At 70.0% G+C, this 25240-nt stretch carries 27 protein-coding genes; 14 read left to right on the top strand and 13 right to left on the bottom strand.

Features of this window, described 5'->3' with window-relative positions; genetic code table 11:
* Positions 1-168 precede the first annotated feature (168 nt).
* From ACFY3D_RS30205 to ACFY3D_RS30190, 4 genes are all read right to left on the bottom strand, one after another.
* A complete protein-coding gene (locus tag ACFY3D_RS30205) occupies positions 169-1581 on the bottom strand; it encodes an NAD-dependent malic enzyme (protein ID WP_389985750.1) in 1413 nt (470 codons plus the stop codon).
* Positions 1582-1759: 178 nt separating this feature from the next.
* Positions 1760-2698 carry a tetratricopeptide repeat protein gene (locus ACFY3D_RS30200; protein ID WP_389985507.1) on the bottom strand — a complete coding sequence of 313 codons (939 nt, stop codon included), beginning with the start codon at positions 2696-2698 and terminating at the stop codon, positions 1760-1762.
* A gap of 46 nt (positions 2699-2744) precedes the next feature.
* Positions 2745-4412: a methylmalonyl-CoA mutase family protein gene (locus ACFY3D_RS30195; RefSeq protein ID WP_350948597.1), complete on the bottom strand. Its 1668-nt coding sequence runs from the start codon at positions 4410-4412 to the stop codon at positions 2745-2747.
* Positions 4413-4791: 379 nt separating this feature from the next.
* Positions 4792-5325 (bottom strand): MarR family transcriptional regulator, encoded by a 534-nt coding sequence (locus tag ACFY3D_RS30190; protein WP_350948596.1) that lies wholly within the window; start codon positions 5323-5325, stop codon positions 4792-4794.
* Between the two features lie 291 nt (positions 5326-5616).
* Between ACFY3D_RS30190 and ACFY3D_RS30185 the strand changes: the two genes are divergently transcribed.
* Both ACFY3D_RS30185 and ACFY3D_RS30180 read left to right on the top strand, forming a co-directional pair.
* On the top strand, positions 5617-7032 hold the full coding sequence (locus ACFY3D_RS30185) for a hypothetical protein (protein WP_389985504.1): 1416 nt from the start codon (positions 5617-5619) through the stop codon (positions 7030-7032).
* A 55-nt stretch (positions 7033-7087) separates the two neighbouring features.
* A complete protein-coding gene (locus ACFY3D_RS30180) occupies positions 7088-7765 on the top strand; it encodes a DUF4230 domain-containing protein (RefSeq protein ID WP_350948594.1) in 678 nt (225 codons plus the stop codon).
* Between the two features lie 160 nt (positions 7766-7925).
* Here the strand turns inward: ACFY3D_RS30180 and meaB are convergent, their stop codons facing one another.
* Positions 7926-8870 carry a methylmalonyl Co-A mutase-associated GTPase MeaB gene (gene meaB, locus ACFY3D_RS30175; RefSeq protein WP_389985501.1) on the bottom strand — a complete coding sequence of 315 codons (945 nt, stop codon included), beginning with the start codon at positions 8868-8870 and terminating at the stop codon, positions 7926-7928.
* The gene (locus ACFY3D_RS30170) at positions 8867-10054 is read right to left on the bottom strand and encodes an acetyl-CoA C-acetyltransferase (protein WP_389985498.1); all 1188 of its coding nucleotides are present in this window, start codon (positions 10052-10054) and stop codon (positions 8867-8869) included. Before ACFY3D_RS30170 ends, meaB begins: the two co-directional genes overlap by 4 nt.
* A gap of 83 nt (positions 10055-10137) precedes the next feature.
* Here ACFY3D_RS30170 and mce point away from each other — a divergent pair, with 83 nt between their 5' ends.
* A complete protein-coding gene (gene mce / locus ACFY3D_RS30165) occupies positions 10138-10599 on the top strand; it encodes a methylmalonyl-CoA epimerase (RefSeq protein ID WP_389985495.1) in 462 nt (153 codons plus the stop codon).
* 157 nt (positions 10600-10756) lie between these two features.
* On the top strand, positions 10757-12037 hold the full coding sequence (locus tag ACFY3D_RS30160; protein ID WP_362897549.1) for a DivIVA domain-containing protein: 1281 nt from the start codon (positions 10757-10759) through the stop codon (positions 12035-12037).
* 214 nt (positions 12038-12251) lie between these two features.
* On the opposite strand, the gene ACFY3D_RS30155 is transcribed toward ACFY3D_RS30160, so the two are convergent.
* Together ACFY3D_RS30155 and ACFY3D_RS30150 are read right to left on the bottom strand one after the other, a co-directional pair.
* On the bottom strand, positions 12252-12965 hold the full coding sequence (locus tag ACFY3D_RS30155) for an alpha/beta hydrolase (RefSeq protein WP_362897547.1): 714 nt from the start codon (positions 12963-12965) through the stop codon (positions 12252-12254).
* Between the two features lie 163 nt (positions 12966-13128).
* Entirely contained in the window at positions 13129-13578 is a 450-nt protein-coding gene (locus ACFY3D_RS30150; protein ID WP_389985492.1) for an ATP/GTP-binding protein, read from the bottom strand.
* 125 nt (positions 13579-13703) lie between these two features.
* On the opposite strand from ACFY3D_RS30150, the gene ACFY3D_RS30145 reads away from it, so the two are divergent.
* The 5 genes from ACFY3D_RS30145 (at position 13704) to nucS (ending at position 17357) form a co-directional block, all read left to right on the top strand.
* Positions 13704-14144 (top strand): hypothetical protein, encoded by a 441-nt coding sequence (locus tag ACFY3D_RS30145; protein WP_362897545.1) that lies wholly within the window; start codon positions 13704-13706, stop codon positions 14142-14144.
* A complete protein-coding gene (locus tag ACFY3D_RS30140; RefSeq protein WP_389985489.1) occupies positions 14141-14545 on the top strand; it encodes a winged helix-turn-helix domain-containing protein in 405 nt (134 codons plus the stop codon). Before ACFY3D_RS30145 ends, ACFY3D_RS30140 begins: the two co-directional genes overlap by 4 nt.
* Positions 14542-15420, top strand: coding sequence for an ABC transporter ATP-binding protein (locus tag ACFY3D_RS30135; protein ID WP_389985486.1), 879 nt, complete (start codon positions 14542-14544; stop codon positions 15418-15420). Before ACFY3D_RS30140 ends, ACFY3D_RS30135 begins: the two co-directional genes overlap by 4 nt.
* Positions 15417-16571, top strand: a complete 1155-nt coding sequence (locus ACFY3D_RS30130) for an ABC transporter permease (protein WP_389985483.1) — start codon at positions 15417-15419, stop codon at positions 16569-16571. Before ACFY3D_RS30135 ends, ACFY3D_RS30130 begins: the two co-directional genes overlap by 4 nt.
* A 126-nt stretch (positions 16572-16697) precedes the next feature.
* Positions 16698-17357, top strand: a complete 660-nt coding sequence (gene nucS / locus ACFY3D_RS30125; RefSeq protein WP_389985480.1) for an endonuclease NucS — start codon at positions 16698-16700, stop codon at positions 17355-17357.
* Between the two features lie 56 nt (positions 17358-17413).
* On the opposite strand, the gene ACFY3D_RS30120 is transcribed toward nucS, so the two are convergent.
* Complete coding sequence (locus ACFY3D_RS30120; protein WP_389985477.1) at positions 17414-17506, bottom strand: DUF397 domain-containing protein; 93 nt, start codon at positions 17504-17506, stop codon at positions 17414-17416.
* A 462-nt stretch (positions 17507-17968) separates the two neighbouring features.
* Between ACFY3D_RS30120 and ACFY3D_RS30115 the strand changes: the two genes are divergently transcribed.
* The 5 genes from ACFY3D_RS30115 to ACFY3D_RS30095 all read left to right on the top strand — a co-directional run bounded on the left by ACFY3D_RS30115 (position 17969) and on the right by ACFY3D_RS30095 (position 22557).
* Positions 17969-18811: an ABC transporter ATP-binding protein gene (locus ACFY3D_RS30115; RefSeq protein ID WP_389985474.1), complete on the top strand. Its 843-nt coding sequence runs from the start codon at positions 17969-17971 to the stop codon at positions 18809-18811.
* 47 nt (positions 18812-18858) lie between these two features.
* A complete protein-coding gene (locus ACFY3D_RS30110) occupies positions 18859-19701 on the top strand; it encodes an ABC transporter permease (protein ID WP_389985471.1) in 843 nt (280 codons plus the stop codon).
* Positions 19659-20975: a histidine kinase gene (locus ACFY3D_RS30105; RefSeq protein WP_389985468.1), complete on the top strand. Its 1317-nt coding sequence runs from the start codon at positions 19659-19661 to the stop codon at positions 20973-20975. The genes ACFY3D_RS30110 and ACFY3D_RS30105 overlap by 43 nt, the downstream gene beginning before the upstream one ends.
* 3 nt (positions 20976-20978) lie before the next feature.
* Complete coding sequence (locus ACFY3D_RS30100) at positions 20979-21602, top strand: response regulator (RefSeq protein ID WP_389985465.1); 624 nt, start codon at positions 20979-20981, stop codon at positions 21600-21602.
* A gap of 349 nt (positions 21603-21951) precedes the next feature.
* Positions 21952-22557 carry a TetR/AcrR family transcriptional regulator gene (locus ACFY3D_RS30095; protein WP_350948578.1) on the top strand — a complete coding sequence of 202 codons (606 nt, stop codon included), beginning with the start codon at positions 21952-21954 and terminating at the stop codon, positions 22555-22557.
* A 120-nt stretch (positions 22558-22677) separates the two neighbouring features.
* Here the strand turns inward: ACFY3D_RS30095 and ACFY3D_RS30090 are convergent, their stop codons facing one another.
* The 4 genes from ACFY3D_RS30090 to ACFY3D_RS30075 form a co-directional block, all read right to left on the bottom strand.
* Positions 22678-22995 carry an STAS domain-containing protein gene (locus ACFY3D_RS30090; RefSeq protein ID WP_389985461.1) on the bottom strand — a complete coding sequence of 106 codons (318 nt, stop codon included), beginning with the start codon at positions 22993-22995 and terminating at the stop codon, positions 22678-22680.
* 209 nt (positions 22996-23204) lie between these two features.
* Positions 23205-23798, bottom strand: a complete 594-nt coding sequence (locus ACFY3D_RS30085) for a response regulator transcription factor (protein WP_350948605.1) — start codon at positions 23796-23798, stop codon at positions 23205-23207.
* Entirely contained in the window at positions 23795-23956 is a 162-nt protein-coding gene (locus ACFY3D_RS30080) for a hypothetical protein (RefSeq protein ID WP_389985458.1), read from the bottom strand. The genes ACFY3D_RS30085 and ACFY3D_RS30080 overlap by 4 nt, the downstream gene beginning before the upstream one ends.
* Positions 23953-25224: a sensor histidine kinase gene (locus tag ACFY3D_RS30075; protein WP_389985455.1), complete on the bottom strand. Its 1272-nt coding sequence runs from the start codon at positions 25222-25224 to the stop codon at positions 23953-23955. Before ACFY3D_RS30075 ends, ACFY3D_RS30080 begins: the two co-directional genes overlap by 4 nt.
* Between the last annotated feature and the right edge of the window lie 16 nt (positions 25225-25240).

Raw genomic sequence — 25240 nt, 5'->3', positions numbered from 1 at the left:
AACCCCCTTTCGCGCTGCTCCACCCGCTGTTCCGATGGTTCGGACCCCGCTCAGTGTCACGTGACGCGCATGTGAGGGCACCGCGCGAGACGAGAAGGGCGGCGGGGGCGGAAGAGGAGGCCTGAAGGCCCTCCTCTTCCGCCCCCGCCGTGCCCGTGGACCGCGCGGTCACGCCTCCGTCATACCCGTACGTGCCCGGCCACCGGCCGACTCGCGCACGGCCGCCGCGACGGCGCCCGACACGTCCGGGTGGAAGACGCTGGGGATGATGTAGTTGGGACCGAGCTCCTCGGGGGTCACCACGGCGGCGAGCGCCTTGGCCGCGGCCAGCAGCATCTCCTGGCTGACCACGGTGGCCTGGGCGTCGAGCAGACCGCGGAAGACGCCGGGGAAGGCGAGCACGTTGTTGATCTGGTTCGGATAGTCGGAGCGGCCGGTGGCGACCACGGCCGCGTACTCGCGGGCGTCGTCGGGCGAGATCTCCGGCTCGGGGTTGGCGAGCGCGAAGACCACCGCGTCCTTGGCCATCGAGGCGATGTCGTCGCCGTTGAGGATGCCGGGCGCGGACACGCCGATGAACACGTCGGCCCCCTTGACCGCGCCGCGCAGGTCACCGGAGTAGCCCTCGGTGTTGGTGTGGTCGGCGATCCACTGGAGCGAGTCGTCCAGGTCCTGGCGGCCGCGGTGCACGGCGCCCAGGTAGTCGCAGACGACCACGTTGCGGGCGCCCGCCGCGAGCAGCAGGCGCAGCACCGCCGTACCGGCCGCGCCCGCCCCCGCCAGGGCGATACGGACCTCGCCCAGGTCCTTGCCGACCACGCGCAGCGCGTTGGTGAGCGCGGCCAGCACGCAGATCGCGGTGCCGTGCTGGTCGTCGTGGAAGACCGGGATGTCCAGCAGGTCGCGCAGCCGCCGCTCGACCTCGAAGCAGCGCGGGGCCGAGATGTCCTCAAGGTTGATGCCGCCGAAGCCGGGGGCGATGATCTGCACCGTGCGCACGATCTCGTCGACGTCCTGGGTCTCCAGGCAGATCGGCCAGGCGTCGATGTCGGCGAACCGCTTGAACAGCGCGGCCTTGCCCTCCATCACGGGGAGCGCGGCGGCCGGGCCGATGTTGCCCAGGCCGAGCACCGCCGAGCCGTCGGTGACGACGGCGACGGTGTTGCGCTTGATGGTGAGGCGGCGGGCGTCCTCGGGGTTGCGGGCGATCGCCATGGAGACCCGGGCGACGCCGGGCGTGTAGGCCATGGAGAGCTCGTCACGGTTGCGCAGCGGCACCTTCGACCGCATCTCGATCTTGCCGCCGAGATGCATGAGGAAGGTCCGGTCCGAGACCTTGTGGATGACGACGCCCTCGACGCCCTCCAGCTTGTCGACGATCGCCTGCGCGTGGTCGGTGTCACGCGCGGCACAGGTGACGTCGATGCGCAGCGTTTCATGTCCGGCCGTGGTCACGTCAAGCGCGGTGACCACACCTCCGGCGGACTCTACGGCGTGGGTGAGCTGGCTGACGGCGTTGCCGCCCGCGGGCACCTCGAGACGCACGGTGATGGAGTACGACACACTCGGCACGGTGGCCACAGCCAATCCGCTCCTTTGCGACTGACTTTGGTTGGGATGCCTTCCATCGTGCCATCCCGTCGTGGGTGAGCGCGCCTGTGTCGGCCGACCTGCACATATAGATGCGGTCACGACATACTTCACGCCGCCCGGCCCCCGCCGAGGAGACGTGAGCCGGGCTCCGAGGGCCGTCGATCGCTCAGAACAGGGCGCTGGCCAGGTTTCTGCGGGCCCTGCCGATGGACGGATCGTCCCCGGGAAGCGTGTCGAACAGCCCGAGCAGGTGCACCCTGGCCATGTCGCGGTCGGCGCCCGAGGTGCGGCGCACCACGTCGACGAGCCGGTCGAAGGCCTTGTCCACCTCGCCGGAGAGCATCTCGAAGTCGGCGGCGAGGAGCTGGGCCTCGACGTCGGCGGGGTCGGCCAGCCGGCGCTGCACATCGGCGGGGTCGACGTCCTGGGTGCGGCGGATCAGGCCGAGCCCGGCCAGGCCCAGTTTGGCGTCCTGGTTGTTCGGCGAGCGGGCCAGCAGCCGCTCGTACGCGGCCACCGCGCCGTCGAGGTCGCCGGCGTCGATCGCCTGCTCGGCGGCGAGCACGTCCGGGTCGACCGGGGGCTCCTGCGGCTGCGGCTCCTCGCCTGCCGCGGCCTCCTCACCGGGGGGCGGGAGATACTGGGCAAGCGCCTCCATCAGCTGCGACAGCCAGTCGCGCAGCTGCGGCTCGGTGGCGATGCCCGGGACGACGGCCACCGGCTGCCCCTGGAAGATGGCGTACAGGGCGGGCACGTTCTGCACCCGGAGCGCCTGCGCGATCTGAGGGCTGAGCTCGACGTCGACCCTGGCCAGGACCCACCGGCCGGCGTTCTCCGCGGCCAGTTTCTCCAGCAGCCCGCTGTACTGCTTGGCCTGCTCGGCACGGGTGACGGTGAGCTCCAGCAGCACGAGGCCGTTCATGGAGCGTTCGACGACCTCGGTCGCGAAGTTGGCGTCGTCGACGTCGATGACCGGCGCCGGAACACCGCCGGTTTCCTGCGCGGCGGTCTCCCGCCGCGCCTGTGCCTCAAGTGCCTGCTTGCGAGCGCCGAGATCGACGGCGCCGTAGAGCGATCCGGGTCGAGTGAAGTCCGCTGGGCTCATGACTCCAATCCTGCCGCATCCCGGCCGGTGCCCCGACGCGCCACCGCTAGAAGCGGGCAGGTTCGGTGTATACGCCCCATTCGTCGCGCAGTGCGTCGCAGATCTCGCCCAGCGTCGCCTCGGCCCTGACCGCGTCGAGCATGGCGGGGATCATGTTGCCCTCCCCCTTCGCGACCTGTGTCATCGCGGCGAGGGCGGCGTCCACGGCCGCCTGGTCACGGGTGGCTCGGCGCTCGGCCAGGACGCGGTTCTGCTCGCGCTCGACCTCGTGGCTGACCCGGAGGATTTCCAGCGGCTCGTCGATGGAGGCGGTGTGACAGTTCACCCCGACGATCCTCTTCTCGCCCTTCTCCAGCTTCCGCTGGTAGTCGAAGGCCGCCTCGGCGATCTCGGACATGAACCAGCCGTCCTCGATGCCACGCAGGATGCCCGAGGTCATCGTGCCGTCCGAGCCCATGTCCCTGATCCTCGTGAAGATCGCCTCGGCCTCGGCCTCCAGCCGGTCGGTCAGCGCCTCCACGTACCAGGACCCGCCGAGCGGATCGGCGACGTTGACGATCTCGGTCTCCTCCATGAGCACCTGCTGGGTGCGCAGCGCGATCTCGGCCGCCTTCTCCGAGGGCAGCGCGAGGACCTCGTCAAGCGCGTTGGTGTGCAGCGAGTTGGTGCCGCCGAGCACCGCCGCGAGCGCCTCGACCGCGGTGCGCACCACGTTGTTGTACGGCTGCTGCGCGGTCAGCGACACCCCGGCCGTCTGGGTGTGGAAGCGCAGCCACTGGGCCTTGTCGGTCTTCGCGCCGTAGACGTCGCGCAGCCACCGCGCCCAGATCCGCCGGGCGGCCCTGAACTTGGCGATCTCCTCGAAGAAGTCGATGTGGGCGTCGAAGAAGAAGGACAGACCGGGGGCGAAGACGTCGACGTCCAAACCGCGCGACAGGCCCAGCTCCACGTAGCCGAACCCGTCGGCCAGCGTGAAGGCCAGCTCCTGCGCGGCCGTGGACCCCGCCTCGCGGATGTGGTAGCCGGAGACGCTGAGCGGCTTGTACGCGGGGATCTCGGCGGCGCAGAACTCCATCAGGTCGCCGATGAGCCGCAGGTGCGGCTCGGGGGCGAACAGCCACTCCTTCTGGGCGATGTACTCCTTGAAGATGTCGGTCTGCAGGGTCCCGTTGAGCTTCCCGACGGGCACCCCCTGCCGCTCGGCCGCGACGACGTACATGCAGAAGATCGGGACGGCGGGGCCACTGATCGTCATCGAGGTGGTGGTCTCGCCGAGCGGGATGCCGTCGAAGAGCAGGTCCATGTCCAGCGCGGAGTCGATCGCCACACCGCAGTGGCCGACCTCGCCGAGCGAGCGCGGGTCGTCGGAGTCGCGGCCCATCAGCGTCGGCATGTCGAAGGCGACGCTCAGCCCGCCACCTCCCGCGCCGAGGATCATCTTGTAGCGCTCGTTGGTCTGCTTGGCGTTGCCGAATCCGGCGAACTGCCGGATGGTCCACGCCTTGCCCCGGTAACCGGTGGGGTGCAGGCCGCGCGTGAACGGATACTCCCCCGGCCAGCCGATGCGCTCCATGCGCGGATCGCCGCCCTCGGGGCCGTAGACCGGGTCCACGTCGATCCCGGAGAGGGTGCGGAACTCCGCCTCGCGCTTGCGCGCCCCGTCGAAGCGCGCCTGCCAGCGCGCCCGCCCCGCCTCGACTCGCTCAGCGTCCATGGCCGACTCCCTTGTATGGCATGTGGCTTCTTATCCGGCTTGTGGCCTCATCCAGATACTAGGACGTCCTAGTAATTCTTGGCCAGGCGTGCGACCACCCGCCGCCGGGAACCGCCACCGGAGACACGCAGCATCGCCAATTGCGGGACTACCCGTGAGGCCGCGCCGGCGACTGGACCGAGGAGAGGAATGGAGCCGGACAAGAACCGTCCACCGCAACGCCCCAGCGTCCCCAATTGCGGGACTACCCGTGAGGCCGCGCCGGCGACTGGACTGAGGAGAGGGAGGTCGTGAGGAACGAGCGATCTTCCTCGACGAGGGAAGGAGCCGGGTAAGAGCGGCCTCACCGCGACGCGTTAGCGTCGCCAACAGCACTGCATTAGTACTGAAAGTCGCCGGCCGCCACGCGGAGGGTCCTGAACAGGTCGAACATCTGCTCCAGCTTCGCCTCGTCGTACATCGGCATGGCGAAGTCGGCCGCCATCAGGTCGGCCGTCGCCCGTCCGACGGTCTCGCGGCCCTCACCGGTGATCTCGGCGAGCACGCCCCGGCCGTCACGGGGATTGGGCAGGCGCCGCACCAGACCGGCACGTTCCAGACGGCTCACGGTGTTGGTCACACTCGTGGGGTGGACCATCAGACGCTCACCGATCTTGGAGAGCGGCAGCGCCCCCGTCCTGCTGAAGGTGAGCAGCACCAGCGCCTCGTACCGGGCGAAGGTCAAGTCATGCGGTTTGAGCAGCGTGTCCAGTTGCGACAGCAGGATCTGGTGCGCTCTCATGATCGATGTGACGGCGGCCATGGCCGAGGAGGGCCCGAAGTGAACGCGCCACGTCTCCGCGGCACGTTCGATGGGGTCAAACGGGAGATTCAGCTGACCTGTAACCACAGGGCTACGGTAGCGCGGCCTCATCCCGATTCGCCCGTATACGTAGAGTCACCGCGCTGATGGCTTCACCAAGAACCCGGACGCCAAACGTCACGCTCCGTTATGGTTCCCACATCGAATGGTGAGGCCGTGGCCAAGTGGCCACGATGACTCAGTCCGGCCTGCGGGGGACGCGAGCCGGACCGGTGCCGAGGGGACCGGCATCCGCACATTCACGGCACGGGGGGTGCTTCATGAACGACAACTCAACGGCGTTCGGACGCCGGACAGACCTTGACCGCACCGACGCGGCGTGGGCTCTCACCACGCCCACCGGTGCGTGAGCAGGGGGGCGTTTCACGCGAGGAACTCCAGCAGAGCGGGTTGATGGCCGTCGCCGTCCTGCTCGTGCTCGGGGTGGTCGCGGCGTGGAGCGTCCTGGTTCCCGGGGTCAGCGCGTGGGAGAACATCGTCGTCGCGGTGATCGGCTCACTCCGGCTCACCGGCCCGGTGGCGGCCGCGTTCGCCGCCTGGGTGGCGGTGCGCAGACGGCGCGGGACGCGTGGGGGGGCGATGAGCCCGTGGCAGGCGGTACGGGCACCACTCGCGATCCTGGTGGTGGCGGGAGGCGCGTTCACCGCCACCGTCCTGGTCCTCGCGGTCAGAACCATGATCACAGAGCAGGCCGGGCGGCTGCTGCCCAGCGGTCTGGTGATGGGGGCGGCCGGGCTCGCGCTGTACGTCGTCATCGGCTGGGTGATCGGCTGGCTGATGCCCTGGACGATCACACCGGCCCTCGCCGGGCTCGGCTGCTACAGCCTGTTCACCTGGCTGTGCCAGGGGCCGGCCTGGGGTGACCGGCTCGCCCCCGCCACGCGGGAGCCGTACGACCCGTTCCAGGGGTTGAACGCGGCGGCGTTCACCGATCAGACGCTCTGGCTGGTGGGGATCAGCTCGGCGCTGCTGCTCGGCTGGGCGGCGGTCGTGACGCGCCAGGCCCTGGTGCTGGCCGCGGCGCTGATCGCGGTGCTCGCCGCCGGGACCGGCATGGCCAGGCTGTTCACCGAGCCGCAGCCGGTCTCCGCCCAGCAGGTCGTCTACAGCTGCCAGGAATGGCCGATCATGGTGTGTGTGCACCCGGGCATGCGCGCCGGCCTCCCCGAGCTGGGCTCGGAGTTCATCAAGATCGCGTCTCGGCTGGCGGGGACGCCCGGGGAGTTCTCCCGGGTGGAACAGCATCCCAGGCGCGACAGCCCTCCCGCCTCCGCGGGCGTGATCGCGATCCATGTCGACGACCTGGCGGCCGGTTTCGCGGAGAAGGCCGCCGACGAGTTCGTCGACGGCCTGGCCGCCCGGTGCGGCTCCGGTCCCGCGTCGGGTTACCGCGACATCGTGACCGCGTGGCTGCGTGGCGAGCCGCTTCCCGGCGGGCCGCTCCCCGAGCACCGGTACGCCGCGGCCTGGTTCTCCGGCCTCACGGACGTCCAGCGGCGCGACTGGCTCCGCCTCCACTACGCCGACTTCACCGACTGCCGGCTACAAAGCACTCACTTCGGCGGCCAGGCCGGACAGACCTCCCAGACAGGGCAGAGCGGGCAGGGCGCGGGGGGCGCCTCGACCGGCCCCGAACCGCGGCCGGGCACCGTCCACCAGGCACCCGGCGTTCCCCCCGCCCCCGGAGTGATCACCCCGACCGGCCCCTGGCGCGCCCCCTTCGCGGAACGGGGCGCGCCGCCCTCTCCCCGGGGGTAGGAAGATCGGCATAGGCTCCGCGTGAGAAGGTCACCGTGCGGGGAAGGAAAGCGCCGTGAAAGCCTCCCAAGAAGCTCCGCCCGCGGCGCCCCCTACGGCGCGCCGCGGGCGTTTCTGGCGTTTTCTCGCCGGGCTGCTCGTCGTCGTGATCCTTCTCGTCGTCGGCGCACGCCTCGCCTGGTCGTGGCTGAACCCGTTCGGTGAGGAGACGATCGACCGCAGCCAGCCCGTGCTGCTGGAGTCCATCCACAACCTCAGCCGCTTCGAGGCCGCCACCGGCAACTTCCAGGTCGTGGTGGACCTGGAGAAGGACGCGGCCTTCCTGCCCGACGCGATCAAGGGCAGCAGGACCCTCTTCGTCGGCGCCGGCGGTGTCGACGCCTACGTCGACTTCGGCGGCATCGCCGGCAACGCCCTCACGGTCTCCCCCGACCGCACCGAGGTCACGGTGAAGCTGCCCCGCGCCCAGCTGGAGAAGCCGAACATCGACAACAAGCGCTCGTACGTCTACGCCCAGCAGCGCGGTCTCTTCGACCGGGTCGAGGATCTGCTGTCCTCCTCCCCCGCCGACCAGCGGGAGCTCTACATGCTCGCCGAGAAGAAGATCGCCGAGGCCGCCCAGGCCAGCGACCTGCGCAACCGGGCCGACCAGAACACCAAGATCATGCTTGAGGGCCTGCTGAAGGGCCTCGGCTTCGAGAAGGTCACCGTCAAGTTCGCCGACGAGACCTGAGCCCCGGAGCCGTGATCTCGATCCCCCGGATCGGGCATGTGCCACGGCCGCCGGATCGCGGGGTCCCAAGGACGAGGTTCGGACCACGGGATCCGAAGTCCGGATCACGGTCCCGCGCGGCTCGGTAACCGGTTCGGTGCCCGAGGCGCGCGGGTCTCGCTCAGCCCGTGGCGGCCAGGAGCTCGTCCGCCGCGGTGTAGGGGTCGAGTTCTGAGTCCAGGACGCGGGTGGCGAGGGCGTCGAGGCGCCGGTCGCCGTGCAGGTGGGCGAAGCGGGAGCGCAGGGTGGTGAGGGCGATCGCCTCGATCTCGTCCCTCGCCCTGGCGTGACGGCGCCGGACGAGCTCCCCCGACGCCTCCAGATAGGCCAGGTGGTCGCCGAGGGCGTCGACCACCTCCTCGCCTCCCTCACCTCTGGAGGCCACGGTCGGTACGATCGGCGGCCTCCAGGGCCGCTCGACCAGGGCGATCATGTTGCGGAGCTCGCGGACGGTGGCCTGGGTGCCCTCGCGGTCGGCCTTGTTCACCACGAACACGTCGGCGATCTCCAGGATGCCCGCCTTCGCCGCCTGGATGCCGTCGCCCATCCCCGGGGCGAGCAACACGACGGTGGTGTCGGCGAGCGAGGCGATGTCGACCTCCGCCTGCCCGACCCCGACGGTCTCGACGAGGACGACCTCGCAACCGGCCGCCTCCAGGACACGCAGCGCCTGAGGCGTGGCCCACGACAGCCCTCCCAGGTGGCCCCGGCTCGCCATCGACCTGATGAACACGTCCGGGTCGGTGGCGTGGTCCTGCATCCTGACCCGGTCGCCCAGCAGCGCCCCGCCGGTGAACGGTGAGGACGGGTCGACGGCGAGCACGCCGACCCGCATGCCCCGCTTGCGGAACGCGTGGACCAGCATTCCGGTCGAGGTGGACTTGCCGACGCCGGGAGAGCCGGTGAGCCCGATGATCCGTGCCCGGTGCGGCCGGTCGGCGCAGAGCAGCTCGGTGATCTCCCGCAACCTCGGGGAGCCGTTCTCGACCATGGAGATCAGCCGGGCCACGGCCCGCGGCCTTCCCTGGCGCGCCATCGCGACCAGGTCGGAGACCTCCGCGATCATGCCGAGGGTACGCGGATGATCAGGGCGTCGCCCTGCCCGCCGCCACCGCAGAGGCCCGCCGCCCCGAGGCCGCCGCCCCTGCGCCTGAGCTCGTGGGCGAGGGTGAGGACGATGCGGGCGCCGGAGGCGCCGATCGGGTGGCCGACGGCGATGCCGCCGCCGTTGACGTTGACCCTGTCGAGGGGAACGCCGAGCTCCCTCGCCGACTGGAGGACGACCTGCGCGAAGGCCTCGTTGATCTCCAGCAGGTCGAGGTCGCCGACCTCCAGGCCCTGCTTCGCGAGAGCGTGCCTGATCGCGTTGGCCGGCTGGGACTGGAGCGAGTTGTCGGGTCCGGCGACGTTGCCGTGCGCGCCGATCTCGGCCAGCCAGTCGAGGCCGAGCTCCTCGGCCTTGGCCTTGGACATCACGACCACCGCGCAGGCACCGTCGGAGATCTGCGAGGCCGATCCGGCGGTGATCGTGCCGTCCTTGGTGAACGCGGGCCGCAGCCGCGACAGGACCTCGACGGTGGTGTCGCCGCGCACCCCCTCGTCGGCGGAGAAGACCACCGGCTCGCCCTTGCGCTGCGGGATGGACACCGGCACGATCTCGTCGTCGAGCGTCCCGTTCTTGATCGCGGCGGCGGCGAGTCCGTGGGAGCGCGCGGAGTATTCGTCCTGCTCCTCGCGGGTCAGGCCGAGGCGCGCGTTGTGCCGCTCGGTGGACTCGCCCATGGCCACCTGGTCGTAGGCGTCGGTGAGGCCGTCGTAGGCCATCGAGTCGACGATGTCCGCGGAGCCGTACTTGACGCCCCTGCGCAGGCCGGGCAGCAGGTGCGGGGCGTTCGACATGGACTCCATGCCGCCCGCGACCACGATGTCGAACTCGCCGGCGCGGATGAGCTGGTCGGCCAGGGCGATGGCGTCCAGGCCGGAGAGACATACCTTGTTGATCGTCAGGGACGGCACGGTCATCGGGATGCCCGCCTTGACGGCGGCCTGGCGGGAGGGGATCTGACCGGCACCCGCCTGGAGCACCTGCCCCATGATCACGTACTGCACGGCGTCGGGAGCGACGCCGGAACGCTCCAGCGCGGCCTTGATGGCGATGCCGCCGAGCTCGGCGGCCGACAGGCCGGACAGCGAACCGAGCAGCCGTCCGATGGGGGTACGAGCTCCGGCGACGATGACGGAACCAGACATAAGTGGGGCCTCCCTGACGGGACTTGGAGCGACTTTGCCACCATACCCATGAGTACATCGGCGACCCCATGGAGGATGGCCCCATGTTCATGCGCATCGATCATGTAGGAATCGCCTGCCACGACCTTGAGGAGAAGATCGCTTTTTTCGAGCAGACCTTCGAGCTCACGGTGGTGGCCCGCGAGGTGAACATCGAGCAGGGAGTGAAGGAGGCGATGCTGCGCATCGCCGACGGCGAAGGCGGTGGATCGTATATCCAGCTTCTCGAACCGCTCGGCCCCGACACGCCGGTCGGCAAATTTCTCGCGAAGCGCGGGGAAGGTGTCCATCATGTCGCCTTCGGCGTCCCGGATGTCGTGCAGGCGATGGACAAGATCGGCGGCAGGGGGGTCCGGCTGCTCGACGAGCGACCGCGCCACGGCTCCATGGACTCTTCCATCGCCTTTCTTCACCCCAAAGACGTCGGGGGAATGCTCACCGAACTCGTACAGGCCTCGGAAAGGCACGCCAAGCCCACCCCGAATGCAAGAAACGCTGATACGTAACAAGTCGCGCATAAAGTCGGACGAGACCGCCAACTCGGCAACGGCGGAGTACGCTGGCGTACCACCGGACGTGGATCCCGCCCCGGCTCCCGCTTCGGATGCCTGAAACCCCCGTCCGGCCCGTGTAGCCGTCTCGACAACCCAGGATCGAGCCTCCATGCAGTCCGACATCGATGCCCAGCTCAACAATTTCTTTGAAGACGCCCCCGCTCGGGAATTCGACGTGGTGCTTCGTGGCTATGACCGGCACCAGGTCCACGACCATCTGAAGCAGCTCGACGGCGAGCTCCGGCAGTCCCGGGAGCAGCTCCAGGGCCTGCAGCGGGAGCTGTCCGACTCACAACGTCAGCTCCAGGAGCAGGAGCGACCGACCTACTCCGGGCTCGGCGCCCGGATCGAGCAACTCCTCCGCCTAGCGGAGGAGCAGGCGACCGAGCTGGTCCAGGCCGCGAGGGCCGAGGCGAACGAGATCAAGGCGGCGTCCAAGGTCGAGGCCGCCGACCTGCGCGCCGCCGCGGAGAACGAGGCGGCCGAGAAGCGCGCCCTCGCCACCCGCGAAGCCGACGAGATGCGCACCAGCGCGGAGCGCGAGGCCGAGGAGATCCGCTCGACCGCCCGCCGCGAGGCCGACGAGCTGACCGCCACCACCGAGCGCGAGGTCTCCAAGCTGCGCGCCACCGCCGACCACGAGGTGGCGGAGAAGCGCGCCGACTCCGAGCGCGAGATCGCCAAGCTGCGCACCACCACCGAGCGCGAGGTGGCCCAGCTACGCGCCTCGACCAAGCGCGAGCGCGACGAGGTCCTCACCACCGCCAAGCGCCAGGCCGACGAGATGCGCGCCCAGGCCCAGCGGGTGCTTGAGGAGTCCGAGGCGAAGCGGGCACAGGACGAGGCGGAGTTCGAGATCCAGCTCGCCGCCCGGCGCGAGGAGGCCGAGCGCCAGGAGGCCGAGCGCCACGCCAACGCGCAGGCCGCGGCCCAGCAGCTGACCGCCACCGCCGAGCAGCGCGCGGCCACCGCCGAGCAGCGCGCCACCAAGGCCACGCAGCAGGCCGAGCAGACCCGTCGCGAGGCCGACACGCACGCCAAGCAGCTGCTGGCCAACGCGCGCAAGAACGCCGACCAGGTCGTCTCCGAGGCCAAGGCGAGCGCCGAGTCCATCGTCTCCGAGGCCAAGGCGGAGTCCGAGCGCAGCCGCTCGGTCGCCCAGCGCCAGGTCGACGAGCTGACCCGCCAGCGCGACAGCATCACCAGCCACCTCGCGCAGCTGCGCCAGCTGCTCGGTGGCGCACCGCTCCCGGCCGCCGACCCGGAGCCCGCGATCGCCGCGGCACCGCCGAAGCCGGCCATCCCCGCCGCCAACGGCGCCGAGAAGCCGGTTCCCGCGCCCGCGAGGACCGAGACGAAGGACGACGACGCGGAGTGGTGGCAGGAATAGGCGGCCGCTGACTCCGGGGCGTTCGCGACGGCTACATGAAGAGAGCCCGGCGACCTGCACGGTCGCCGGGCTCTCTTCATGTCTCGTCCCTTCTCACCGCCCGGATCACGCGGGCGTTCCGGCGGGCTCGGAGATCAGGACTTCGCGGTGCCCCGGCCTCGACGAACGGCGTACGCGACAATGATCTCGTCGGACGACCGGACCGGACAGGCTCCTACGATCCGGGAACCTCGGTGGGCAGGGGATGGGCCGCCGGATTCACCCGCTGGACGATCTGGTCGAGGACGATGCGCACGTACGGCTCGCCGACCCACAGGTGCTTGGCGTCGTCCACCCCGACGACCTCGGCCTGGGGCACCCTGGCGAAGCGTTCACGGGCCTGTTCGGGACGCAGGTAGTCGTCGAACTCCGGGATCAGCGCGATCAGCGGCCGCCCGAACTCCGCCCACGCGTCGAGGTCGGCGTCGGTGGCCCGGTGCAGCGGCGGGGAGAGCAGGATCGCCCCCTCCACCAGCGGGTCGTGCCCCCACTTGAGCGCCAGTTCGGTGCCGAAGGACCAGCCGAGCAGCCAGACCCGGGGCAGGTCGTGGAAGTCGGCGTACTCCAGGGCCGCGGCGACGTCCATGCGTTCGTCCTCGCCGGCGCCGAAGGCTCCCTGGGAGGTGCCCCGCTCCGAGGTGGTGCCGCGCGTGTTGAAACGCAGCACGGCCAGGTCGGCGAGGGCGGGCAGCCGGTTGGCGGCCTTCTTGTAGACGTGGCTGTCCATCATGCCGCCATGGGTGGGCAGCGGATGCAGGCAGACCAGCGTGGCCACCGGGGGCCGGTCGGCGGGAAGGGCGAGCTCACCGACGAGTGTCAGACCGTCGCCGGTGTGCAACTCGATCGGCTCCCTGCGCGCGGGCAACACCGTAGAGGCCCGAATCTCCATGTCTCTCCTCGAATCCGCCCTGCCGGCCCGCGTCGGAGCCGGTCGTGGCCGATGGTGGCCGGTGATGGCCGGTCGTTGTCAGTGGTAGGTCAGTGGTGGCCGACCCGCGTCTGCGCCGGTCGTGGCCGATAGTGGCCGGTGATGGCCGGTCCGCGTGCGCCGGTCAGTATCTGCTTCTGCCGGGTCCGCGCCTGACCCGGTTGCGCCAGCACGCGGTGTGCCAGTGCCTGCGCTCGTCCTCCCCGCCCGGCCAGGCGGGCCAGCTGACCAGATGTGGCAGTCCTGGCCTGATCTCCTGATCGCATCCGGGGCAGCGGTAGACCTTGTCCGCCGCGCCACCGGTGACCCGGCGCACCTGCCAGTCACCGTCGGGCCACTCCTCGGTACGGTCGACGCCGGGCACGGAGCCCCCGACGGGACGGGCGAGGCCCCGCTTGCCGCCCCGGTCGAAGGGGTCGGCGCGGCGGGCCTTGCGGGGGCTCACGAGCCCGTCGCGCCGAGGCCGGCCATCACGGTCCTTCCGACCGCCCGCGCCGCCCGAGAAGTGCTCGTCATCGCTCTCCCACCCCGCCCACCGGGTCGCCCACCTGGCGAACCGCCACTCCGGCGTCACAACAGTCTCCCAGAGAGGTACCGGCTACCCCAAAAGCCGGGCAGGTAGCCAAAGAGCGAACAGAAAGTACTTGAACCGGAGTTGAGTAACCAGTAGCGTTTGAGAACATGAGCGGAGGAGGAGTCGTGAAGGACGAGCTGACACCTGAGGACGCCCTGCGACAGATCGACGAGGTCGGCCGGCGCACCCGGCGACCGGCGCGCCTCGCCGGCCTGCTCTACGTGATCGTGGGCGTTGGCACGATCGTCTACTGGCCCGTCATGTTCCTCGGCCCCGGCTGGTCCAGAAACACGGCCGCGGCGGCGTGGCTCGTCCTCACCGTCCTGTTCGTCGGATATCTCGGCGGCATGAGGGTTCAGGACCCGGAGGTCGCCTGGGCCAACAAGGCGACGGGGCCCGTGACGATCTCGTACGTCGCCCTGGTCTTGTTCGTGTTCGTGTTCGGCGCGTTCCTGCGCCCCGACGACCCCGGCGTGGTCTGGAGCGCGGCGCTGATCGCGCTGTCGATCTGCGCGAGCGTCCCGATCTTCTACGCGGCCTGGCGTGTGCTGCGGGTGGAGCGGTGAGCGAGACCCACAGCGCGCGGGAGGCGGGACACCCGGGCCCGGCGGACGGCGGCGCGGGCAGGGCGACGCGCGGCGCCGGGAGCGCCGCGGGCGGCACGGGCTCACACCCTCGGCACGACCTCGACGACGTCATCCACGCGCCCGTCCGGCTGTCGATCATGGCCGCGCTCTCGGTCACCGACAAGGCCGAGTTCCGCTTCCTGCGCGACACGATCGAGGTCAGCGACTCGTTGCTCTCCAAGCACGTCATCACCCTGGAGGAGGCCGGCTACGTGAGCGTGGAGAAGGCCTTCGTGGGTAAGCGCCCGCGCACCTGGCTCGCCATCACCGATGAGGGCCGCCAGGCGTTCCATGACTACGTCTCCGTGTTGAGACGTCTCACCGAGGGATCCCCCCAATGATCGAGATAGACGACCTGCACAAGCGGTACGGCGACAAGGTCGCCCTGGGCGGCGTGACGTTCTCCGTGAAACCCGGCGAGATGTTCGGCTTCGTCGGGGCCAACGGGGCGGGCAAGACCACCACGATGCGCATCCTGATGGGCGTGCTGACCGCCGACTCGGGCTCCGTGCGCCGCGGCGGCAGGGCGCTGACGTTCGACGACCGGCGCCGGTTCGGCTACATGCCGGAGGAGCGCGGTCTGTACCAGAAGATGAAGGTCGCCGAGCAGGTCGAATACTTCGGCAGGCTCAGCGGCCTGACCGCGAGCGGGGCGAAGAAGGCCACCGGCGACCTGCTCGAACGTCTCTCGCTCACCGAGCGCGCGAACGACGCGGTGGACGCGCTCTCCCTGGGCAACCAGCAGCGCGTGCAGCTCGCGGTGGCGCTGGTGCACGATCCCGAGGCGCTCGTTCTCGACGAGCCCTTCTCCGGGCTCGACCCGCTCGCCGTCGACTCGCTCGCCGAGGTGCTCGCCGAGCGGCGCGCCGCGGGCGTTCCCGTGCTCTTCTCCAGTCACCAGCTGGACCTCGTCGAACGGCTCTGCGACTCGGTCGGCATCATCTCCTCCGGTCGCATGGTGGCGAGCGGAACGGTCGAGGAGCTGCGCGACCGTGAGGGACGCGGCCTGCTCAGGGTGGTCGTCAGGGACGCCTCCCCCGGCTGGGCCACCTCCCTGCCGGGGGAGGTCGTCGAGAAGGGCGACGAGGTCCTCGTCGCGGGCGTCGACGGCGACGACCAGGAGATCCTGCGCCTCGCGGCCAAGGCCGGAAGGGTCGAGCACTTCGGGTGGCAGCGCCCCACACTCACCGAGATCTTCAGGGAGGCCGTAGCGTGAACGGGTTGTGGCTGGTCGCGCGGCGGGAGATCGTCACGCGCGGCCGTACGAAGGCGTTCGTCATCGGGCTCGTGGTCAGTGCCGTGCTGGTCGCGGCACTGGCGTTCCTGCCCAAGCTCTTCTCCGGGCCCGACTCCTACACCGTGGGGCTCGCCGGAGCGCAGTCGCAGGCGCTGCGGCCGGCCCTCACCGGCGCGGCCAAGGACGTGGAGCTCACCGTCAGAGACTTCCCCGACGAGGCCGCCGCGAGCGCCGCGGTCACCGCCGGCGACGTCGACGCCGCCGTGGTGGACGGCCGCAAGGTGCTCGCCGACGGCGAGGTGGACCGCGACCTCGGTCTGCTGCTGGAGAGCGCGAACCAGGCCGCCCAGACCGAGAGGCGGCTGGGCGAGGCGGGCCTGGACCCGGCCAAGGTGGCGGAGGCGATGCGGGTCGCCCCTCTGGAGCAGGTCTCCATCGGAGCCGACACCCGATACGCGGGCGTGCGGGTGGGCATCGCGTCCCTGCTGGTCATGGTGCTGTTCTTCCTGCTCATCTACTCCTCCATGTACGTCGCCATGGGCGTGGTCGAGGAGAAGGGCAGCCGGATCGTGGAGATCCTGCTCACCTCGGTCCGTCCCTGGCAGCTGCTCGGCGGCAAGATCGTGGGGCTGGGCGCGCTCGCGCTCGCCAACATGGTGGTGATCATCGTGGCCGGTCTCGGCGCGGCGGCGGCGACCGGTCTCGCGGCCGACCTGCCCCCGGGGATGACGGGCATCGTGGTCAGCGCGCTGTTCTGGTTCGTCCTCGGATACGCCTTCTTCGCCGCGATGGCGGCGGCGCTCGGGTCCCTGGTGTCCAGGCAGGAGGACGCGAACAGCGTCCTCACCCCGATGACGATGCTCATGATGGTCACCTACCTGGTGGCCTACTTCGCGGCGGTCCAGCCGAACAGCCCGGTGGCCAGGATCCTCTCGCTGGTGCCGCCGTTCTCCTCGATGGTCATGCCGGTCCGGATGGCCGGAGGCGAGGTGTTCGCCTGGGAGATCGCCCTGGCGGCGGTCCTGATGCTCCTCGCGACGGTGGGCACCCTCATGCTCGGCGCCCGCATCTACAGCCGCGCGGTCCTGCGCACGGGCGCCCGCGTCAAGCTCTCCGAGGCGGTGCGCTGACCCCTCGGCGTGACTTCCCGATCTCGTACGACTCTCGTACGACCGGGGAGTCACGCCCCAACCGCCGGCGGGCCGTCCGTATGGATCACGGGGACCGGGGTCCCGTCGGGCCGATAGGGTTCGGTCATGCGTCTGGTCATAGCTCGGTGCAGCGTGGATTACGTCGGGAAACTCACCGCCCATCTTCCGATGGCACCCCGGCTCATTCTCATCAAGGCCGACAGCAGCGTCTCGATCCATGCCGACGACCGGGCCTTCAAGCCGCTGAACTGGATGAACCCGCCGTGCAAGCTCCGCGAGGAGGAGGGCACCTGGACGGTGACCCACGGCAAGACCGGCGAGAAGCTCGTCCTCACCATGGAGGAGATCATCCACGACAGCAGCCACGAGCTGGGCGTGGATCCGGGCCTGATCAAGGACGGGGTCGAGGCCCACCTGCAGGAGCTGCTCGCCGAGCACATCACCACCCTGGGCGCGGGCTGGACGCTCGTCCGCCGCGAATACATGACGGCGATCGGCCCCGTCGACATTCTCTGCCGCGACCACACGGGCGCGTCCGTCGCCGTGGAGCTCAAGCGCCGCGCCGGCATCGACGCCGTGGAACAGCTCACCCGCTATCTGGAGCTGATGAACCGCGACCCCCTGCTCGCCCCGGTCTCCGGAATCCTCGCCGCCCAGAGCATCGCGCCCCAGGCCAAGACCCTGGCCGAGGACAGAGGCATCCGCTGCGTCACCCTCGACTACGACGAGCTGCGCGGCATCGAACGCGAGGACACCCTGTTCTGACGAGCTGAGTGCCGCCGAGGCCCGGAGGAGGCGTGCGAAACGGAATCCGACGGCTGTCACGGCACGCAGAGCTCCCCGCCCGGGAACGCCGACCACTTTTTGGGTGCGAAGTCCAGGGCGAGGCCGTTCGGATCCTCGCCGTCGCGCACGGCGATGACACCGGGCGGGTTTCCGCGCCACCTCGACGCAGGCCCACCCTGGCCATTACCGCGCGCTCTCGCGCCATTCGGCACCCGACGGGGTCACCGGTCGATCATTGATCGACATTTCCGCCTCCCTTCTTCCCAGCCCGCCACCCAAGCTCGGCCACCCTTTTCGCGATAGGCGTTACTGAATTCTCGACGAGCAATGCGGCCGCCGGAAAACAGCCGAATATCAGTGGTTATCCCGCACCTTCTGAATCGCTCTTCAAATACGGTGTGCCGGTGGCACACTCGATGTGCACCACGTCCGGATCATCCGGCCTGAGACCGAGCGCATGAAGCGGCCGTCCGTCGCGGCACGCCGCCGATCGAGAGAGAAACGACGGGCCCCGTGTCCTCCGTTCGGTGGACACGGGGCTCCATCGAACGTCGGTACCGCGAGAACCGCGTGGACGCGACGCTTGGCACATGGACACAGCGGTAAGAGTGAGAGGTCTGACCAAGCGCTACGGCGACGTTCAGGCCGTCGCAGGAGTCGATCTCGACATCCGCGCGGGCGAGGTGTTCGCGATCCTCGGCCCGAACGGGGCGGGGAAGTCCACCATGGTGGAGATCATGGAGGGGCACCGCTCCAGGGACGCCGGGGAGGTGAGTGTCCTGGGGGTCGACCCCGGCAGGCCCACCCGCGCGTGGCGCTCACGGATCGGCATCGTGCTGCAGACGGCCAACGACGTGGCCGAGGCGACCGTGCGGGAGACCGTACGGCATTTTGCCGGCTACTACCCCGGCGCCAAGAACCCGGACGAGGTGATCGAGCAGGTCGGGCTCACCGAGAAGGCCGACCAGCGCATCCGGAAGCTCTCGGGCGGGCAGCGGCGCCGGGTGGACGTCGCGCTCGGGGTGATCGGCGATCCGGAGCTGCTCTTCCTGGACGAGCCGACCACCGGGTTCGACCCGGAGGCTCGCAGGCGGTTCTGGGAGCTGATCGAGAGCCTGGCCCGCGACGGCACCACGATCGTGCTGACCACCCACTACCTGGACGAGGCCGAGGCGCTCGCCGACCGGGTGGCGGTGGTCGCCGGAGGACGGATCGTGGCCGAGGGCGAGCCGAAGACGCTGGGCGGCAGGGCCGCCGGCAAGGCACTGGTGAGCTGGTCCGGCGCGGGTGAGCGCCACTTCCTGGAGACGGACACGCCGACCAGGACCGTGCTGGAGCTGACCCGTCGCTTCGACGGAGAGGTCCCCGAACTGGCCGTGACCCGTCCCACCCTGGAGGACGTCTACCTCCGCCTCATCGAGACCCCCGCCTGACCGTCTCCCGTACGAGCGTCGACCGGCCCCCCGAGGTGACCAACCAGATGAGCCAGACCCTTGCCCGCCCCTCCGCCCCGGCGTCATCCGCCGGGCAACCTTCCGTGATGCGACTGGGGCTGTCACGGACGGTCGTCGAGAACAGGATGTTCTTTCGCGAGCGAGACGCGGTGATCTTCAGTTTCGCCTTCCCGATCATCATATTGGTGATCTTCGGGTCGATCTTCTCCGGTGAGATGGAGGGGACCGGCCTCACCGTCTCCCAGCTCTATGTGGCCGGGCTCATCGGGACCGCCGCGATGACGGGGTTCCAGAACCTCGGGATCAACATCGCGGTGGACCGCGACGACGGCACGCTCAAACGGCTGGCGGGCACCCCGCTGCCGCGCACCTCCTACTTCATCGGCAAGGCCCTCAACACCCTGTTCGTCTCCTTCCTGCAGGTCGTCATCCTGCTCGCGATCGGGGTCGCGCTGTTCGGCCTGAAGCTGCCGTCGGAGGCGTTCCGGTGGGTGACCTTCGCCTGGGTGTTCGTGCTCGGCGTGGTCGGCTCGGCCCTGCTCGGTGTCGCGATCAGCAGCCTGCCCCGGTCGGCCAAGAGCGCCTCCGCGGTGATCGCGATGCCGTTCGTGGTGCTGCAGTTCATCTCCGGGGTGTTCATCCCCATCGGACAGCTGCCGTCCTGGCTGGTGAACATCGCCTCGCTCTTCCCGCTCAAGTGGATGTGCCAGGGGTTCCGGTCGGTCTTCCTGGGGGACGCCGGTGCCACACTTGAAGTCGCGAACTCGTACGAACTCAACCGGGTCGCCCTGGTCCTGGGAGCCTGGGCGGTCGGAGGACTGGTGCTGTGCCTGATGACGTTCCGCTGGAAGAGCCGCCGAGACGGGTGAGTCTCGCCGACCGCACCGAGCCCTCCGCCCGAAGGACCGAACCGCACGCGTGGGAGTCGCTGCGCGGCTGGGAGTTGCTTCTGACCTTCGGGCTCCTCCTGCCCACCTCGACCGCGTTCATCATCGACGTACCCGTGCGCGAGAAGGTGATCGTGGCGAGCTGCCTGGGCGCGATCCTGCCGCTCTATGTCCTGTTCGGCCGTCCGGCGATCATCCGCGGTGACCGGCTGCGAGGGGCGGTCTACATCGGTCTGTTGATCGCGCTGTTCACTCCCCCGGGACTCACCGCGTCGTACGCGACCTACGCCCTGTTCGGGCTCTGCCCGCAGTGTTTCATGGTCTTCCCCGCCAGGCGGGCGATGATCGCCGTGACCGCGCTGAACCTCCCCGCGATGATCCGCTACCTGTTCCTGGTCGAGGGGGCGGAGCCGTTCAACTTCCTGGTGGTCGCCACGATCGTCGTCGTCTTCTCCGCCACGTTCGGCATCTGGATGGAGCGGATCACCCGGCAGAGCGAGGAGCGGGCCGCGCTCATCGAGGAGCTGGAGAGCAGCCGGGCGAAGGTGTCCACGCTCTCGGCCGAGCGCGGGGCGCAGGCGGAGCGCGAACGGCTCGCCGGGGAGATCCACGACACCCTGGCTCAGGGGTTCACCAGCATCATCATGCTGCTCCAGGCGGCCGAGGCACAGCCCGACCCGTCCCGCCACCTGGCGTTGGCCATGCGGACGGCGCGGGAGAACCTCACCGAGGCCCGCCTGCTGGTCACCACGCTGAGCCCGGCGCCGCTGGACGGCTCGACCCTGGACGAGGCGCTGCGGCGGCTGACGAACCGCTTCGGCGAGGAGACGAACCTGTCCGCCGGATTCGAGGCGTACGGAAGGTCCCGGCCGCTGAGCGCTTCGGCCGAGGTGGTGCTCGTCCGCGCCGCCCAGGAAGGGCTGGCCAACGTGCGCAAGCACGCGGACGCGGCGTCCGTCGCGGTCTCGATCGCCTACCGGGACGGCTCCGTACGGCTGGGGTTACGCGACGACGGACGCGGTTTCGAGCCGTCCGACGGCGAGGGGTACGGCCTGCGGGGCATGCGCGCCCGCGTCGAGCAGGTCGGCGGCACCCTCACCGTGAAGGGACTCCCCGGCGAGGGGACGGTGCTTGAGGTGGTCGTCCCCACCGACCGGCCCGTCCTCACCGCCGACGACCCTCCGGAACGGCCCGCTCCCCCCACCGACCGAACCGGCCAGAGCGACGGCACCGGCCGTCCCGACCAGGAGGGGTGACACATGCTTCGCGTGATGATCGTCGACGATCACCCGGTGGTCCGCGAGGGCCTTCGGGGGATGCTGGAGGCCGCCCCCGGGATCACGGTGGTGGGCGAGGCGGCCTCAGGGGACGAGGCCGTCGTACGGGCAGCGGAACTCACCCCGGATGTGATCCTGATGGACCTGCGTATGCCGGACGGGGACGGGGTGAGCGCCACCTCGCGTATCCTCACCGGGCGGCCGGAGAGCCGGGTGGTCGTGCTGACCACCTACGAGACCGACGCCGACATCGTCCGGGCGGTCGAGGCCGGCGCGGCGGGCTATCTGCTGAAGGACACCTCCAGGGCCGACCTGCTCGCCGCGATCCGCTCGGCGGCGCGCGGGGAGACCGTCCTGTCGCCGTCGGTGGCGACCAGGCTGGTCACCCGGATGCGGGCTCCGGTGACCGAGTCACTGTCGCCGCGTGAGACGGAGGTGCTCTCCCTGGTGGCCAAAGGGCTGACCAACGCGGAGATCGGCAGGGCCCTGTTCATCGGCGAGACCACGGTCAAGACCCATCTGCTGCGCGCCTTCGGCAAGCTCGGCGTCTCCGACCGCACCGCCGCCGTGACCACGGCTCTGGACCGGGGCCTGCTCACTCGCTAGGCGGTCGCCCACCGGGACCGGCGCCACCCCGGCCGCTCTTCCGAGGCCGGCTTCGCTCTTGAGGCCGAGCGGCCTTCGAACAGAACGGTGCCCCGAGGTTCGCGACCCGGGGCCGGACTTTCCCGCGCCGCCCGCGACGAATCCCCCCCATTCCGCCGCGGCCGAAAACACCTTGACCGACTACTCAGACATGTCGCCTTCTTACACGGATAATGCAAGAAATAACATAGTGACTCTTCCGCAAAAAGGATCTTGCACCCATAATGGTTGATTCCGGGGGCCAGAGCCATGAGGTGGAAGTGATAAAGCGAGTATCTGTCAACCTCGCACTGATCTGTGGGAGCTTGACATGAATGGACGGTCCTACCGGGGAATGTCAGCGGAGGAGCGACTTGAGGAGCGCCGGGAGCGTCTGATCTCCGCGGCGTACACCCTCTTCTCCGACCCCGGATTCCCCGAAACGACGATCGAGAGGTTGTGTGCCGAGGCACGTATCTCCAACCGCGCATTCTACGAGTGCTTCTCAGGACGCGAGGAGCTGATGCAGACCGTGTACACCCGATGCGTGCGCGAGACGCTGGAGTCGATGTCGAAAGCGATCGAGCAGGCCCCCGACACCCTGGCCGACCGGGTCAGGACGGGAATCACCAGCTATATCAGCTTCGTCACCGAAGACAGGCGTCGCGCGCAGATCATGCATCTGGAGGTCCGCCGGGCGGGCGACTGCCTCCTCACCTCCAGGCAGTCGGCCGTCGCGGCCCTCACCAGGACGATCGAGTCGAACGTCGCCGACATGCCGGAGGCGACGAAGGCCAACCAGCACCTCCTCGCGCTGGGGATGATCGGGGCGATCCAGGAACTGCTCATCGAGTGGGTCCTGGCCGACGACCCACCTCCGGTCGCCAGGCTCATCGACACCGCCACGCACATCTTCCACAGGTCCTTCGTGACCTGATCGCGGCGTAACACAGCGGTGTACGACAGCGGTGTGACACGAGGGCGGGCCCGCCGTGCCCGTCCTCCGGCATCGTGCTCCGGTGTCGCCGGACTCCCCCGACTCCGGCGACCTTCCGGATCAGGCCACCGCGGCCACCGGAAGCTCGACGGTGAGGACCCGGTTGAGCCGGGTCACCGCCAGCACCCGCATGACCCTGGGCGGCACCCTCCGCAGGATGAGGCGGCGTTCCGCGCTCACAGCGCGGCGATGCGTGCCCACCAGCACCCCGAGACCGGTGGCGTCGATCATTTCCAACCCGGAAAGATCTACGATCAGGTCGCCCCGCCCCGAGTCGACCGCCTCGTGCAGTCGCGGGCGCACCTGGGCCACGGTTCCCACGTCGAGACGATTCCCGACGCCGACCACCTGAGCCCGGGGGTTACCAGAGACGCGCATGCCTCCTCCTCACGCCCGGCCACGGAGAAACCGGCCCGGCACCACGGCGACGCGTCACCCGCCGACTGGTCACGCATCGCGTTCATCCGATGTCACCGCGCGGAAGAAGGTCGTCACTCCTGCAGGAAGGTGCGAACCTCCCTCGTCCCTGACGTCGATCTTCCGGCGAACACGGGAGTCCCTTGCCCGATTCGAAGGAGAAAACGCGTTTAAAGCCAACCTTTTTGTTGGGCGGCCCGGATCGCGGTGATCCGGTTGGTCGCGCCCAGCTTGGTGATGGCGCTGGACAGGTAGTTGCGTACGGTGCCCTGGGTGAGGTGGAGCGCGACGGCGATCTCGGCGACCGAGGCGCCCTGCGCGGCCAGCTCCAGAGAGCCGCGCTCGCGCTCGGTGAGAGGGTTCTCCCCCGCCATCATCGCCGAGGCGGCCATCTCCGGGTCGAGATAGCGCCCACCCGCGTGGACCTTGCGGATCGCCGTCGCCAGTTCGTCGGCGGAGGCGTCCTTGGGGACGAAGCCGCGCACCCCTGCCGCGAGCGCCCGCCGCAGGTATCCGGGCCGCCCGAAGCTGGTCAGCATCAGCACCGCGTGGCCCCGCAGCGTCTCGGCGACGCTCAGCCCGTCCATCCCCGGCATCTCGATGTCCAGCACGACCACATCGGGCCGGTGCTCCAGCACGGCCGCCGCCACCAGGTCTCCCCTCGCCACCTCCGCCACCACCTCGATGTCCGGCTCCAGGCCGAGCAGGGTGGCGATCGCCTTCCTGACCAGGTGCTCGTCGTCGGCGAGCAGTGTCCGGATCACCGTGCCTCCTCGGTCCGACAGCCCGGCACGGCGAGACGCCCCACCTCGACCGGACCACTCACCCCACCGGAACGGCCCACCTCGACCGGACAGCCCCGCACGGCGAGACGGTACGAGACGGTGGGACGGCCCGGCACGACGGCCATCGTCTGGATCATCGTTCTCCCTCCAGCGGGATCGTCGCCCGCAGCCTGAACGTCCCGGGAGCGCCGGGGCCCGCCGTGACGGTCCCGCCGATCGCGGCGACCCGCTCCGACAGCCCGAGGAGGCCGGTACCACCCCGGCCGTCCACCCCGTCGCCACCCCCGTCCTCGTCCACCCCGTCGTTGGTCATCTCCAGCACGGCGTCTCCCCCGCGGAGGGTGATCGTGATACGGCATCGAGTGGCGGAGCTGTGCCGCAGCACGTTGGTGGTGCCCTCCCTCACCACCCAGGCCAGCAGGGTGGCCGTCCCCTCGGGCACCTGTTCGCGCGGCGTCTCCAGGGTGCAGCGGATGTCGCCCGCCTCCAGCACCGCGGTCATCGCGCGCAGCTCGGCGGTGAGGTCGACCGTCCGGTAGCCGCGTACCACCCCACGGATCTCCTTGAGCGTCTGCCGTGCGAGGATCCTCACCTCGTCCATCTCCCTCGCCGCCCGTCCGGCGTCCACCCCCGACAGCTTGGAGGCCACCTCGCTCTTGACGGCGATCGCGGAGAGGTTGTGCCCGACCAGATCGTGCAGGTCGCGGGAGAAGCGGAGCCGCTCCTCGGTGACGGCGAGCCTGGCCCGCGCCTCCTTGCCCTCCTCCGCGGCCCTGAACAGCTGCCAGAACCAGAGCTGGAACCGGTTCGACCACGGCGCCGCCGCGGCCACCCCGAGGTAGGCGCCGAGGCCGGGCAGGTGACTCTCCGCGTTCGGTGCCGCGAACACCTCGGCGAATCCGTCTCCCGGCCACGCGAGGAACAGTCCGGCGGCGGCCGCCGCGACGGTGGCGGCGGTCGTGGCGGATCTGCCGAGCAGCAGCGCGGCACCCGACGCCCACGCCGGGCCGAGCAGCCCCCAGGGCCAGGGACCGCCGTCCTGGGTCAGCATGAGGACCACCACGACCACGGCAGAGGCGACGATCTCGCCTCGCGCGCCGGTTCCGTCCACGGCCGCTTTGATGATCCTCAGGTACAGAAGACTGAAGATCACCAGGCCCGGTATCCCGACGGTCAGCAGCGAGGGCCTGCTTCCCCCGTCCTCGTTCGCCAGCTCGGCGAGAGGGCTGATCCAGGCGAGGACGAGGCCCATGGTGAGGGAGAAGATGGTCATCCGGCGGAGCCGCTGGACGGACGAGCGCCGCCTTCTCACGGAAAGCACGGAAGGGGCGGCGGGGGCGGCGGGGGCGGCGGGGACGCGGTGCGTGGAGAACGCGGAGGGGACGAGGCGCGCGAGGCGCCTCATCCCTTGTCTCGCGAAG

It is taken from the genome of Streptosporangium sp. NPDC000509 (assembly GCF_042898365.1).
Classification (GTDB): Bacteria; Actinomycetota; Actinomycetes; order Streptosporangiales; family Streptosporangiaceae; genus Streptosporangium.
The sequence above is the reverse complement of the archived record's forward strand: the minus strand, read 5'-3'. Positions and strand labels throughout refer to the sequence as shown.

Excerpts from the sequence above, each read along its gene's own strand:
- ACFY3D_RS30200 (WP_389985507.1), bottom strand. The coding sequence starts at position 2,698 with ATGAGCCCAGCGGACTTCACTCGACCCGGATCGCTCTACGGCGCCGTC.
- ACFY3D_RS30195 (WP_350948597.1), bottom strand. The coding sequence starts at position 4,412 with ATGGACGCTGAGCGAGTCGAGGCGGGGCGGGCGCGCTGGCAGGCGCGC.
- ACFY3D_RS30190 (WP_350948596.1), bottom strand. The coding sequence starts at position 5,325 with ATGAGGCCGCGCTACCGTAGCCCTGTGGTTACAGGTCAGCTGAATCTC.
- meaB (WP_389985501.1), bottom strand. The coding sequence starts at position 8,870 with ATGATCGCGGAGGTCTCCGACCTGGTCGCGATGGCGCGCCAGGGAAGG.
- ACFY3D_RS30170 (WP_389985498.1), bottom strand. The coding sequence starts at position 10,054 with ATGTCTGGTTCCGTCATCGTCGCCGGAGCTCGTACCCCCATCGGACGG.
- mce (WP_389985495.1), top strand. The coding sequence starts at position 10,138 with ATGTTCATGCGCATCGATCATGTAGGAATCGCCTGCCACGACCTTGAG.
- ACFY3D_RS30160 (WP_362897549.1), top strand. The coding sequence starts at position 10,757 with ATGCAGTCCGACATCGATGCCCAGCTCAACAATTTCTTTGAAGACGCC.
- ACFY3D_RS30155 (WP_362897547.1), bottom strand. The coding sequence starts at position 12,965 with ATGGAGATTCGGGCCTCTACGGTGTTGCCCGCGCGCAGGGAGCCGATC.
- ACFY3D_RS30135 (WP_389985486.1), top strand. The coding sequence starts at position 14,542 with ATGATCGAGATAGACGACCTGCACAAGCGGTACGGCGACAAGGTCGCC.
- nucS (WP_389985480.1), top strand. The coding sequence starts at position 16,698 with ATGCGTCTGGTCATAGCTCGGTGCAGCGTGGATTACGTCGGGAAACTC.
- ACFY3D_RS30115 (WP_389985474.1), top strand. The coding sequence starts at position 17,969 with ATGGACACAGCGGTAAGAGTGAGAGGTCTGACCAAGCGCTACGGCGAC.
- ACFY3D_RS30110 (WP_389985471.1), top strand. The coding sequence starts at position 18,859 with ATGAGCCAGACCCTTGCCCGCCCCTCCGCCCCGGCGTCATCCGCCGGG.
- ACFY3D_RS30100 (WP_389985465.1), top strand. The coding sequence starts at position 20,979 with ATGCTTCGCGTGATGATCGTCGACGATCACCCGGTGGTCCGCGAGGGC.
- ACFY3D_RS30095 (WP_350948578.1), top strand. The coding sequence starts at position 21,952 with ATGAATGGACGGTCCTACCGGGGAATGTCAGCGGAGGAGCGACTTGAG.
- ACFY3D_RS30090 (WP_389985461.1), bottom strand. The coding sequence starts at position 22,995 with ATGCGCGTCTCTGGTAACCCCCGGGCTCAGGTGGTCGGCGTCGGGAAT.
- ACFY3D_RS30080 (WP_389985458.1), bottom strand. The coding sequence starts at position 23,956 with ATGATCCAGACGATGGCCGTCGTGCCGGGCCGTCCCACCGTCTCGTAC.
- ACFY3D_RS30075 (WP_389985455.1), bottom strand. The coding sequence starts at position 25,224 with ATGAGGCGCCTCGCGCGCCTCGTCCCCTCCGCGTTCTCCACGCACCGC.